The 12,323-nt window shown below is 72.5% G+C and carries 11 protein-coding genes; 7 read left to right on the top strand and 4 right to left on the bottom strand.

Features of this window, described 5'->3' with window-relative positions:
- Positions 1 to 33: 33 nt before the first annotated feature.
- The 5 genes from ACZ66S_RS06520 to ACZ66S_RS06500 all read left to right on the top strand — a co-directional run bounded on the left by ACZ66S_RS06520 (position 34) and on the right by ACZ66S_RS06500 (position 5,241).
- Positions 34 to 786 carry a GntR family transcriptional regulator gene (locus tag ACZ66S_RS06520; protein WP_469900093.1) on the top strand — a complete coding sequence of 251 codons (753 nt, stop codon included), beginning with the start codon at positions 34 to 36 and terminating at the stop codon, positions 784 to 786.
- Between the two features lie 312 nt (positions 787 to 1,098).
- A complete protein-coding gene (locus ACZ66S_RS06515) occupies positions 1,099 to 1,290 on the top strand; it encodes an SPOR domain-containing protein (protein WP_365455265.1) in 192 nt (63 codons plus the stop codon).
- A 24-nt stretch (positions 1,291 to 1,314) separates the two neighbouring features.
- A complete protein-coding gene (locus ACZ66S_RS06510; protein WP_469900091.1) occupies positions 1,315 to 1,779 on the top strand; it encodes a (deoxy)nucleoside triphosphate pyrophosphohydrolase in 465 nt (154 codons plus the stop codon).
- A 95-nt stretch (positions 1,780 to 1,874) separates the two neighbouring features.
- Positions 1,875 to 2,282 carry an ATP-binding protein gene (locus ACZ66S_RS06505; RefSeq protein ID WP_469900090.1) on the top strand — a complete coding sequence of 136 codons (408 nt, stop codon included), beginning with the start codon at positions 1,875 to 1,877 and terminating at the stop codon, positions 2,280 to 2,282.
- A gap of 325 nt (positions 2,283 to 2,607) precedes the next feature.
- On the top strand, positions 2,608 to 5,241 hold the full coding sequence (locus tag ACZ66S_RS06500) for a SpoIIE family protein phosphatase (RefSeq protein WP_469900089.1): 2,634 nt from the start codon (positions 2,608 to 2,610) through the stop codon (positions 5,239 to 5,241).
- On the opposite strand, the gene ACZ66S_RS06495 is transcribed toward ACZ66S_RS06500, so the two are convergent.
- A complete protein-coding gene (locus tag ACZ66S_RS06495) occupies positions 5,238 to 6,617 on the bottom strand; it encodes a hypothetical protein (RefSeq protein WP_469900088.1) in 1,380 nt (459 codons plus the stop codon). The two genes, ACZ66S_RS06500 and ACZ66S_RS06495, sit on opposite strands and share 4 nt — an antisense overlap.
- An 80-nt stretch (positions 6,618 to 6,697) precedes the next feature.
- Between ACZ66S_RS06495 and ACZ66S_RS06490 the strand changes: the two genes are divergently transcribed.
- Together ACZ66S_RS06490 and ACZ66S_RS06485 are read left to right on the top strand one after the other, a co-directional pair.
- Positions 6,698 to 7,786, top strand: a complete 1,089-nt coding sequence (locus ACZ66S_RS06490) for a glycoside hydrolase family 18 protein (RefSeq protein WP_469900086.1) — start codon at positions 6,698 to 6,700, stop codon at positions 7,784 to 7,786.
- Positions 7,787 to 7,829: 43 nt separating this feature from the next.
- Positions 7,830 to 8,804, top strand: coding sequence for a phosphotransferase (locus ACZ66S_RS06485; protein ID WP_469900084.1), 975 nt, complete (start codon positions 7,830 to 7,832; stop codon positions 8,802 to 8,804).
- Here the strand turns inward: ACZ66S_RS06485 and ACZ66S_RS06480 are convergent.
- From ACZ66S_RS06480 to ACZ66S_RS06470, 3 genes are read right to left on the bottom strand one after another with little or no spacing between them, the layout of a single operon-like run.
- Complete coding sequence (locus ACZ66S_RS06480; RefSeq protein WP_469900083.1) at positions 8,779 to 9,555, bottom strand: succinate dehydrogenase/fumarate reductase iron-sulfur subunit; 777 nt, start codon at positions 9,553 to 9,555, stop codon at positions 8,779 to 8,781. The two genes, ACZ66S_RS06485 and ACZ66S_RS06480, sit on opposite strands and share 26 nt — an antisense overlap.
- Entirely contained in the window at positions 9,552 to 11,480 is a 1,929-nt protein-coding gene (locus tag ACZ66S_RS06475) for a fumarate reductase/succinate dehydrogenase flavoprotein subunit (RefSeq protein WP_469900081.1), read from the bottom strand. The genes ACZ66S_RS06480 and ACZ66S_RS06475 overlap by 4 nt, the downstream gene beginning before the upstream one ends.
- Positions 11,480 to 12,316 (bottom strand): hypothetical protein, encoded by an 837-nt coding sequence (locus ACZ66S_RS06470; RefSeq protein ID WP_469900080.1) that lies wholly within the window; start codon positions 12,314 to 12,316, stop codon positions 11,480 to 11,482. The genes ACZ66S_RS06475 and ACZ66S_RS06470 overlap by 1 nt, the downstream gene beginning before the upstream one ends.
- Positions 12,317 to 12,323 lie beyond the last annotated feature (7 nt).

The following is a 12,323-nucleotide window of genomic DNA, read 5'->3' as shown; positions in this document are numbered from 1 at the left end:
GTTGCTGTCTGTACAACCTGATGGGAGCGGCCAGTGACATTCGGTGAGCAGCCGGCGTACCTGCGCGTCGCGGGTGATCTCCGCAAGAAGATCGTCGACGGTTCGCTGCCACCGCACACCCGTCTCCCGTCCCAGGCCAGAATCCGCGAGGAGTACGGCGTCTCGGACACCGTCGCGCTGGAGGCCCGCAAGGTGCTGATGGCCGAGGGTCTGGTCGAGGGCCGCTCCGGCTCCGGGACGTATGTGCGCGAGCGTCCCGTGCCCCGCCGCATCGCCCGCTCCGGCTACCGCCCGGCGTCCGGTGCCACCCCCTTCCGGCAGGAGCAGGCCGACGGGGAGGGGCGCGGCACCTGGGAGTCCAGCAGCCGGCAGACCGAGGCCTCGGTGGCCATCGCCGAGCGGCTCGCCATCCGGCCCGGCGACCGGGTGATGTGCACGAAGTACGTCTTCCGGGAGGCCGGGGAGCCGATCATGCTCTCCACCTCCTGGGAGCCCCTCTCGGTCACCGGGCGGACTCCCGTGATGCTCCCGGAGGAGGGTCCCCTCGGCGGCATGGGCGTGGTCGAGCGCATGGCCGCCATCGACGTCGTCGTGGACAACGTCACCGAGGAGGTGGGCGCCCGCCCCGGCCTCGCCGAGGAGTTGCTCGCCCTGGGCGGTGTCCCCGGGCACGTCGTCCTCGTGGTCCACCGCACCTACTACGCCTCGGGCCGTCCGGTGGAGACGGCCGACGTGGTCATTCCGGCCGACCGCTACCAGGTCGCGTACCACCTTCCGGTGAAGTAGTGCGCTCCCCGGGGAAGTTGCCCCGGGCGAACACTCAACCGGCCCACAGGCGAACGCCGTTCGAATTCGGCCGTTCTCGCAGGTCGACACCGCTGTTCCCGAGACGCCCCTGAGCGCGGGCACCGCCCTTCACCGGGGGCGTGTTCACGGTGCGCGCCCCTGTCGAAGGAGTCCGTCCTGGCTGGTTGCGTACCTCTTTGTGAAAACGCGTGTTCGCTGCGTAAAGGTAGGGCGTAGGCTCGGGCATATGCGGATTGCGGTTTCCTTATCGGGTGGGGCTCGACGCAGGTCGGGAAGGAGCGGTGGGGCGCGGTGAACGACGGCACGATCACTCTTCCCTGGCTCGTCATACGACAGGACGACAACGGCAATCGCTACCGCGTGGGCAGGTACGCGACCCGGGCGGAGGCGCAGAAGATCGCGGACAGCCTCGACGCCCGCGGCCACAAACAGCTCTACTGGGTCGAGCGCATCGGCCCGAACGGCGTGAGTTCGGCCGACTGAGGAGCCTCCCGTAGGCTCCGGCGCATGACGGAACGGATCGTGGTGGTGGCCGCCGCCCTGTACGACGGCGACCGCCTCCTCGCGGCCCGCCGCAGCGCCCCGCCCGAACTGGCCGGCCGCTGGGAGCTGCCCGGCGGCAAGGTCGAGGAGGGCGAGTCGCCCGAGGCGGCACTCGTGCGCGAGCTCCGGGAGGAGCTGGGCGTGGAGGCGGAGGCGCTGGAGCGCGTCCCGGGTGAGTGGCCCCTGAAGCCCCCGTACGTCCTCCAGGCCTGGACGGCCCGCCTGCTGCCGGGCTCCCCGCAGCCCAGGCCCCTTCAGGACCACGACGAACTCCGCTGGCTGACACCGGACCAGATCCGGGACGTGGACTGGCTCGACCAGGACGTGGAAGCCATCGGTGCGCTGGGGGCCTTCAGGGGCGCGGGGAACCGCGCGACAAGCCCCCGCGAACCCGCACGCGCACGACGACGAGTACCCCCGAGCTCTTAGGCGCCCCACTTACGCCATTCGGCACGGTACCGCACCCCTGATATCGGGTATGTGCCCCTTAACCCCACGAAAGCGGACATGGGCTGGCCCGGGATGTGATCGGCGTGATCGACACCGAAGGCGACTGCGCCGAGTGGACGTTCCCGGCGGACCCGGGCGCCGTGCGCGCTGCCCGGACGGCCGTCCGGAACCGACTGACCGCCTGGCGGCTCGACGGCCTCGCCGACATCGCCGCGCTGCTGGTCAGCGAGCTGGTGACCAACTCCCTGCGGCACGCCACCGGCCCCATCGGCGTCCGGCTGGTCCGTCCGGAAGGCGTCGGCGGGGTCCTCCTGGTCGAGGTCTCCGACCCGCTCCCCGACCCGCCCCGCGAACGTGTCGCCGACCTGGACGACGAGAGCGGCCGGGGCCTGCAGTTGGTCGCGCATGCCGCCCACCGCTGGGGCACCCGTCCCGGCACGACGGGCAAGACGGTCTGGTTCGAACTGGCGGTGCCGGGATAGCAGGACCGGACGGCGGCGAAGGGCGGCGGGAAAACCATGAACACGGCGCACGGCGCGCACACCGACCACGCCGGGAACACCTGTACGGCACCTCGGCCGCTGTCCATCGACTGGTTCAGGCCAGTGGCGGTTGTCGGCAGACGTGATTCGACGGCGTGTCCGCTGGTTAGAAGACTGGAAGTGTTGTCGCAGCCCGGACCGAAAACCGTCGGGATCGTGCTGTGATCGTGAACACCGTGTTGTGCGGCGCCGTAGTGCTGGATACTGCGGGCAGCCGCCCCCGGTGACCGGTGCCGGACGCGGTGAGCTGGAGGGGACGGTTCGCGTGAGCGAGATACCAGCGAAGGCCACGGAGTCGAAGGACCCGTCGGACGGCGCGAGGGCGGAGGCCGCGGATGCTGCCGTGGCGGACGCCCGTCAAGGCGACGCGCTGTCCGGGGACGCCATGTGGCAGAGCAGCCCGCCCGGCTCGATCTACGACTACATCAAGGTCGCGTCCTTCTCCATAGGCCCCGACGGTCTGGTCGACCAGTGGAGCCTGCGCGCCGAGCAGCTCTTCGGCATCCCCGCCGAGCACGCCGTCGGCATGGACCCCATCGAGGCCTTCATCGACCCGGACCTGCGCGCGCAGGGCCAGCGCAAGATGGCGGAGATCCTGGACGGCCGCGAGTGGACCGGTGTGGTCCCCTTCCGGGTGCCCGCGCCGAAGGCGCCGCACGAGGGCGAGTGCGGCCGGGAGGGCCTCGCCGAGGTCTATGTGATGCCGACGCGGACCGAGGAGGGCGAGAAGGCCGCCGTCTGCATCGTCGTGGACGTGCGCACGCTGCGCAGCATCGAGACCGACCTCGCCGCCTCGCAGGCCATTTTCGGTCAATCTCCTTTCGGGTTCGTGCTGATCGACCCCGACCTGCGGGTTCGCCGCGTCAACTACCGTTTCGCCTCCCTCTTCGGCGGCACCCCGGACGACCACCGGGGCAAGGACGTTCACGACTATCTGCCGCGTCCCGAGGCCGAGCGGGTCTCCGCGACCCTGCGCCGGGTCATGGAGACCGGCGACTCCATCACGGACATGCACGTCACCGGCTTCCTGCCGGGTTCCGACGAGCGCCGCCACTGGTCCATCAACCTGTACCGGGTGCGCAGCGGGTCCGGCCGGCCCATCGGCATCGCCTGGCTGGGAACCGACATCACGGCCCGTCGCGCCGCGGCCCGCGAGGCCGCCGCCGCACGGCGCAATCTCGCCCTCCTGAACGAGGCCGGCGCCCGCATCGGGAACTCCCTCGACCTGGAGACCACGGCCCGCGAACTCCTCGACGTCGTCGTCCCCGGCTTCTGCGACCTGGCCACCGTCGACCTCTACCAGGGGCTGCTGGCCGGTGACGAGACCCCGCCCGGGCTCGCCGACGGCAGCGCCGAACTGCGCCGGGTGGCCTTCGCCAGCGCGGTCTCCGACGCCCCGTTCGCCGGCTCCGGCGCCCCCGTCTCGGTCGGCGCGGTCCATCATTACCCCTTCAACTCGCCCTGCGCGGACGCCCTGCGCACCGCCCGCCCGCAGTACATCCCGGCCGAGGAGGGCGGCCTCGTGCAGTCCACGCTCGCCGTGCCGATGGTCGCCCACGACACCGTCGTGGGACTCGCGCAGTTCTCGCGGACCAAGGGCAGCGAGCCGTTCGGGGACCGGGACCGGGATCTCGCGGTGGAGCTGGCGGCGCGGGCCGCGGTCTGCATCGACAACGCGCGCCTGTACCGGCGGGAGCACGAGCGGGCGCTGATACTCCAGCGGTCGCTGCTGCCCCCCGGCGACCCGGTCGCCTCCGGACTGGACATCGCCTGCCGCTACCTGCCCGGCAACTCCTCGGCGGACCGCCCCAGCGAGGTCGGCGGCGACTGGTTCGACGTCATCGAACTGCCGGGACACCGCACGGCGTTGGTGGTCGGCGACGTGATGGGCCGTGGTCTGCGGGCCGCGGTGGCGATGGGTGAACTCCGGTCGGCCGTCCGCACCCTGGCCCTGCTGGACCTCGAACCGGCCGAGGTGCTCAGCGCGTTGGACGAGATCGCCCGCGGTCTGGGCGCCCCCGGCGGCGTCCAGCAGGCCACCCGCGCGGCCCGCCGCCCCCGCGAGGCGGACCTGTCCGAGGTGTACCTCGCGACCTGTGTGTACGCGGTCTACGACTCGGTGACCCGCCGCTGCACCTTCGCCAACGCGGGCCATCTGCCGCCCGTGCTCGTCGAGCCCGGCGAGGACGCGCTGATGCTCGACGTGCCGCCCGGCATGCCGCTCGGCGTCGGCGGCGAGCCCTTCGAGGAGGTCGAGGTCGAACTGCCCGAAGGCGCCCTGCTCGCGCTCTACACGGATGGACTGGTCGAAAGCCGCGATCACCCCCTCGACGAGGGGCTCCAGGCGTTCGTCGGGGCGCTCACCGACCCCTCCGCCCCGCTGGAGGACGTCTGCGACCACGTCCTCAACACCCTCGACACCCACCACGGCGAGGACGACATCGCGCTGCTGATGGCACGTGTCCAGGGCCTGCCCGCCGAGTCCGTCGGCGACTGGACGCTGCCGCGCGAGCCGCGCAGTGTGGGCCGGGCCCGCGAGTACGCCCGCGGCCAACTGCTGAGCTGGGACCTCGAACCGCTGGTCGACACCACGGAGCTCCTGGTCAGTGAGTTGGTCACCAACGCCCTGCGGTACGGCGAGGGGGACATCCGGCTCCGGCTGCTGCTGGACCGCACCCTGGTCTGCGAGGTCTGGGACTCCGGCCTGGTCCAGCCGCGCCGCCGCCGCGCCCGCGACACCGACGAGGGCGGCCGCGGCCTGCAACTGGTCGGTCTGCTCAGCGCGGCCTGGGGCTCCCGGCGCACCCCGCGCGGCAAGACGGTGTGGTTCGAACTGCCGCTGCCGGACGGGGAGAACGGCATGGTGGACCCGGCGGAGGCCCTGCTCAGCCTGTTCTAGGCGGGGTGCCCGAGCAGGCGTACGTCCCGTTCGGCGAGGTCACGTGCCTCGCGGGCCAGGACGTCCGCCCGCGGGAGGTCGTCGGTCTCCCGTGCCTCCGCCAGCAGGACCCGGGGCGCGGCACCGACCGCCTCGCGGTGGACGGTGACGTAGTCGTCCGCCGCGGCCACGGACTCCCGGGCGACCAGCAGCGCGGCCACCGGGAGCACCCCGGACCGGCCGGTCGCCAGGGGCGCGGTCGCGTGCACGATCCGGCGCAGCACGCCGAGCGGGTCGTACGGCTGCCCGGACGTCGTCTCCCGTCGTACGGCGGCCAGGACCGCGTCGGCGTGCAGGAGCCGGGCGTAGGTCTCGCCCTCGTACGCGGTGCCGTCGCGCAGCGGTGCCAGTTCCGCCTCCGCGCCGGTGAGGGCGGGCGGGATCAGCCCGGCGGCCTCGGTGAGCGCGGTGCGCAGCCGGGCCACGGCCGTCACCAGGACGTCCGCCCGGGCGATCGCGGTCTCCGCCGCGCGCAGATGGCCGGCCGCCTCGTCCGCCTGTCCGGAGGCGGCGGTCTGGTGGGTCCGGTTGAGGTGCACGGTGGCGCTGACCAGGCTGTCCTTGGCCAGCTCGACGTACCCGGTGACCGCGTCGTCCGTGAGCGCGCCCTCCGCCCCGGCCGTGCGGGCGGTCAGGTCGCGGAAACGGGTCTCGGCGGACGCCAGGGCCGCGCCGGGGTCACGCTCCAGCCCCCGCAGGGCCCGCAGGGTCTCCGTCGCCGCGGTCAGCCGCCGCGCGGCCTCCTCGCAGCGGCCCAGGACCCCGGCGAGCGCGGCCGCCTCCTCCGGGACGCCCTCCTCGTACCGCCGCCGTATCGCGCAGGCCGCCGCCAGCTCGGCCTGAGCCGCCTCGGCCGCCCCGGCGAGCGGGGCCACCGCCCCGGGGCCGGATCCGGCAGCGGCGAAGACGAGCTCCTCGCGGAGGGTGCGCAGCCGGTTGTCGGCGTCGACCAGCGCGGCCCGGGACCGCTCGTCGAGGTCGGCGAGCGGGGGCGTGGCCGCGGGGGACGGGTAGGCGCCGACGTGGGTCGTGCCGGGGGCCGCCGGTGTCGTACGGCTGCGGGCGCGGCGCGTCCGGCGGACCGTGCCGTAGGCGGCCAGGAGCACCACCACGACGAGGGCCGCGACCGGCAGCACGAGGTCGGTGCCGGAGGACTCGCCCTCGGCCGCGGCGGCGCTGACCCGGTGGCCTGCAACCGGAGCGTCGTCGTTGATCGTCATCCACGGCAGCACCAGCCACACCACCGCGGCGACCACGCCCAGCAGGGCGTGCGCCACCCGCACGGATATGTGCGAGCGGCCCCGCCGCGGTCGGCCCCGTACCAAGGATGGCGTCACATTTCGGAGCGTATGGGCCGCAATGCGGGGGCGCGAGCGGGGTGGGACGGGCGGGGGTACACGAGCGGACGGGGGAGCGGATGTCACAGGCGCAGGGCACAGGGACCGACGGGGACCCGACCCCAGGGGACCAGGGCGAGCCGGGGAAGGGGGCGCCGGGGACCAGGCGCCGCCGCTGGATCCGCCGGGCCGCGCTCGGGCTCGCGCTCGTCGTCCTCGTCCCCCTCCTGTCCGTCGCCGTCGCCCTCCGCCTCAACTACGCCGGCGACCCCGCCGACGGCACCCGCACCCGCGGCAAGGACGCGGTCTGGCTCGGCCACGCCTGGGTGGACGGCCGGAAGACCGACGCCGACGTCAGCGCCCTCGCCCGGCGCCTGCGCGCCACCGGCATCCGGGACCTGTACGTCCACGCGGGGCCCCTGGAGCACGACGGCACCCTGCCCGCGTCCGCGTACCCGAGGGCGGCCTGGCTGATCGGCGCCGTGCACGAGGCGGCCCCCGGCGTCCGCGTCCAGGCCTGGCTCGGCGACAAACTCGCCACCGAGAGCCCGGACGGCATGCGCCTGGCCGACGCGGACACCCGGGCCGCCGTCCTGCGGTCCACCCGGCAGATCCTCGCCACCGGCTTCGACGGCGCCCACTTCGACCTGGAGCCCCTGCACTCCGGCGACGAGCACTACCTCGACCTCCTCGACGCCCTCCACCGGGTCACCGGCGCGCAGGGCGTGCCCCTCTCGGTCGCCGCCCACCAGATCGACCCGCTGCCCGCGCTGCACTCCGTCGCGGGGACGCTCGCCGGGCACCCCAAGTGGTGGTCGCAGGCATTCTTCGGGCAGGTCGCGCGCCGGGTCGACCAGATCGCGGTGATGTCGTACGACACGAGCACCCCGCTGGAGAGCCTGTACGGCGGTTACGTGGCCCAGCAGACGTCCCTGGCCCTGGAGGTCACTCCGGCCTCCACCGACCTGCTGATGGGCCTGCCCTTCTACCGGGAGAACAACTTCGACCACTGGGCCCACGCCGAGACCGTCCCCGCGGCGGTCCGGGGCGTGCGCCTCGGGCTCTCCCGCACGGACGCGGACCGGGCCAACTTCGGGGTGGCACTGTACGTCGACTTCGCGGCCACGGAGGGGGACTGGGCGGCGTACGAGCGGGACTGGGTGCGCTGAAAACCACGGGCGCCCCACGGCTCCCCCTGGGAGCATCCCCCGAATGACCGCCACCCGCAGACACCTCACCCGCACCGACCTCGCCCCCCTCGCCCGTGCCGCGACCGGACGCACCCTCACCGGGGTCACCCGGCTGCGCGGCGGCACCAGCAAGGGGGTCTACCGGCTCGCCCTCGACGACGGCACGAGCGTCGTCGCCTACGTCTGGTCCGCCGACGAGGACTACTGGGACTCGGGCCCCGCCGACCCCCGCGACCCCTTCTCGTCCGGCACGGGCCGGGACGTCTTCACCGCCGCGCACGACCGCCTGGTCGCGGCCGGTGTCCGCACCCCCCGGCTGCTGCACCGCGCCACCGACCGGGACGCCGTGGTCGTCGAGGACCTGCGGGGCGGCAGCCTGGAGGCGGCGCTGGAGCGGGACCCGGCCGTCGGACGTGCCGCGCTGGAGCGACTCGCCGGGGAACTGGCGAACCTGCACGCACAGCAGGGCCCCGCCCTCGGCAAGGTCGCGCTCGTCGACGGCGGCGGTACCTCCACACCGGATTCGGCGGCCCGGCGCGTCACCGACGGCGCCCTGCGCGACATCGGGGAGGCCGCCGCGAGGGACGGGCGGATCGCCGCTGTCCGGGAGGAGGCCGAGGAGGCCGTGCGGCACCTGGCCGAGGCCGTGCGGCCCCGGGACCGGCACGTCCTCATCCACGGCGAACTCGGCCCCGACCACGTCCTGTTGGACGACCGGGGGCGGCCCGCGCTCATCGACGTGGAAGGGCTGATGTACTTCGACGTCGAGTGGGAGCACGTCTTCCTGCGGATCCGCTTCGGCCCGCGCTACGACGTCCTGCGCGCCCCCGGCCTGGACGAGGACCGGCTGCGCCTGTACCGCCTCGCCATGCGTCTGTCCCTGGTCGCGGGGCCCCTGCGCCTGATGGAGGGCGACTTCCCGCACCCGGAGTGGATGCGGGAGATCGCGGAACACAACGTCGGCGAGGTGCTCACTCTGCTGAGGAGCGCCTCCTGATCTTCGAGCCCAGCCACACCAGCGGGTCGTACTTGCGGTCGACGGCCCTCTCCTTCAGCGGGATCAGCGCGTTGTCCGTGATCCTGATGCCCTCGGGGCACACCTCCGTGCAGCACTTGGTGATGTTGCAGTAGCCGAGTCCGTGTTCGTCCTGGGCCGTCTTCTTGCGGTCCAGGCCGGACTCCTCCGCCGCGTCCAGCGGGTGCATGTCCAGCTCCGCCACCCGCATGAGGAAGCGCGGACCCGCGAACGCGGTCTTGTTCTCCTCGTGGTCGCGCACCACATGGCAGGTGTCCTGGCACAGGAAGCACTCGATGCACTTGCGGAACTCCTGCGAGCGGTCCACGTCCTCCTGCATCATCCGGTACTCGCCGGGCCCGAGATCCGGCGGCGGCACGAACGCCGGGACCTCGCGCGCCTTCTGGTAGTTGAAGCCGACGTTCGTGACCAGGTCACGGACGACCGGGAAGGCCCGCAGCGGAGTGACGGTGATCGTCTCCTCGGGGGTGAACACCGACATGCGGGTCATGCACATCAGCCGGGGCCGTCCGTTGATCTCCGCCGAGCACGAACCGCACTTGCCCGCCTTGCAGTTCCAGCGGACGGCGAGATCGGGCGCCTGGGTGGCCTGGAGGCGGTGGATGATGTCCAGGACCACCTCGCCGTCGTTGACCTCGACCTTGAAGTCCTCCAGGTCGCCGCCCCCGACATCGCCCCGCCACACCCTGAAGTGGGCCGTGTAGCCGCTCATTCGTACAGCTCCTCTTCGGCGAGGTACTTGACCAGCTCCTCCTTGTCGAAGAGGGCGAGCAGGTCGGCGCGGATGGGTTCGGTGGTCTCACGGCTGAGGTCGATCTGGCCCCGGACCGGGTCGGTCGCCGCCAACCCGCCGGTGGGGTCGGTCAGTTGGCACAGCAGGTTGATCCGGCGCCACTCGCGGTCCATCGTCGGATGGTCCTCGCGGGTGTGGCCGCCGCGCGACTCGGTCCGCTCCAGCGCGGCCCGCGCCACGCACTCGCTGACCAGCAGCATGTTCCTGAGGTCCAGCGCGAGGTGCCAGCCCGGGTTGAACTGCCGGTGCCCCTCGACCCCGGCCCGCCGGGCCCGTACCCGCAGGTCCGCCAGCTTCTCCAGGGCCTGCTCCATCTCGCCCTCCCGGCGGATGATGCCGACCAGGTCGTTCATCGCCTGCTGAAGCTCCTGGTGCAGGGTGTAGGGGTTCTCCGGGGGCCCCACGGCGGGCTCGGTGCCCTCCGCCGAGAAGGGCCGGAGCGCCTCGGCCGCCGCCGCGTCGACCTGGACCTCGTCCACGGCGGGACGTGCCGTGGAGGTCGCGTACTCCGCCGCGTGCCAGCCCGCCCGGCGCCCGAACACCAGCAGGTCGGACAGGGAGTTCCCGCCCAGCCGGTTCGAGCCGTGCATGCCGCCGGCGACCTCACCGGCCGCGAACAGTCCCGGCACCCCGCGTGCCGCCGCCGTGTCCGACTCGACCGCGATGCCGCCCATCACGTAGTGACAGGTCGGCCCGACCTCCATCGGCTCGGCCGTGATGTCGACGTCCGCCAGCTCCTTGAACTGGTGGTACATCGAGGGGAGCCGGCGGCGGATGACCTCCGCCGGCATCCGGGTGGACACGTCCAGGAAGACCCCGCCGTGCGGGGAGCCGCGGCCGGCCTTCACCTCGGAGTTGATCGCGCGGGCGACCTCGTCGCGGGGGAGCAGCTCGGGGGGACGCCGGTTGCTGTCCGGGTCCTCGTACCAGCGGTCGCCCTCCTCCTCCGACTCGGCGTACTTCTCCTTGAAGACGTCCGGGACGTAGTCGAACATGAACCGCTTGCCCTCGGAGTTGCGCAGCACCCCGCCGTCGCCGCGGACCGACTCGGTGACGAGGATGCCCTTCACCGACGGGGGCCAGACCATGCCGGTCGGGTGGAACTGCACGAACTCCATGTTCAGCAGGGGTGCGCCCGCGAGCAGCGCCAGCGCGTGCCCGTCGCCGGTGTACTCCCACGAGTTCGACGTCACCTTGAAGGACTTGCCGATGCCACCGGTCGCGATCACGACGGCTGGGGCCTCCAGGACGAAGAAACGGCCGGTCTCCCGGTCGTAGGCGAAGACACCGGAGACCCGCGACCCGTCCTTCAGCACCCGGGTGACCGTGCACTCCTGGTAGACCTTCAGCCGGGACTCGTAGTCGCCGGTCTCCCGCTTGTCCTCCTGCTGGAGGGACACGATCTTCTGCTGGAGGGTGCGGATCAGTTCGAGGCCCGTGCGGTCGCCGACGTGGGCGAGGCGCGGGTACTCGTGGCCGCCGAAGTTGCGCTGGGAGATCCGCCCGTCCTTCGTGCGGTCGAACAGGGCGCCCCAGGTCTCCAGCTCCCAGACCCGGTCCGGGGCCTCCTGGGCGTGCAGCTCGGCCATCCGCCACTGGTTGAGGAACTTCCCGCCGCGCATGGTGTCGCGGAAGTGGACCTGCCAGTTGTCGTGCTCGTTGGCGTTGCCCATGCTGGCCGCGATGCCGCCCTCGGCCATCACGGTGTGCGCCTTGCCGAACAGCGACTTGCAGATCACCGCCGTACGGGCGCCCCGCTCGCGGGCCTCGATGGCGGCGCGCAGGCCCGCGCCGCCGGCGCCGACCACGACGACGTCCCACTCCTGACGGTCGACCACGGACATCAGAAAAACCTCGGATCGTCGAATGCGCCGGAGGCGACCAGGAAGACGTAGAAATCGGCCAGCGCCACGCTCACCAGCGACGCCCAGGCGAGCTGCATGTGCCGGGCGTTCAGCTTCCCGACGAACTGCCAGGCCTTGTAGCGCACGGGGTGCCGGGAGAAGTGCCGCAGCTTTCCGCCGACGATGTGCCGACAGGAGTGGCAGGAGACGGTGTACGCCCAGATCAGCACGATGTTGACCAGGAACACCAGGGTGCCGAGGCCCATGTGGCCCCACTCGTACTTCTCGTTGCGGAACGAGAGCACGGTGTCGTAGGTCAGGATCCCGGCGACCAGGATCGCCGCGTAGAAGAAGTACCGGTGGATGTTCTGCAGGATCAGCGGGAAGCGGGTCTCACCGGTGTACTTCTTGTGCGGCTCGGCCACCGCGCAGGCCGGCGGGGACGCCCAGAAGCCCCGGTAGTAGGCCTTGCGGTAGTAGTAGCAGGTCAGCCGGAAGCCGAGCGGGAAGATCAGGATGATGATCGCGGGGGAGATCCCCCACCAGCCGCCGAAGAGCTCCCAGTTGGGGCCGTGCCGCATGGGCGCGCAGCGCTCGGCCAGACAGGGGGAGTAGAACGGCGAGACGTACGGTGCCGCGTAGTAGTCCGTGTCGGCGAACGCCCGCCACGTCGAGTAGACGATGAAGGCGAGCAGCCCCGCGGCCGTGGCGGCGGGCGCCAGCCACCAGCGGTCGGTGCGCAGGTGCGGGGCGTCGATCGCGGCGCGCGTACCGGCGCGTACGCCGCCGCTCACGGTATGGGATTCGGTGTCGGGGGGTTCCGTACCAGTGGCCAACGCTTGA

The organism is Streptomyces sp. NPDC107471 (assembly GCF_055582845.1).
The sequence above is the reverse complement of the archived record's forward strand: the minus strand, read 5'-3'. Positions and strand labels throughout refer to the sequence as shown.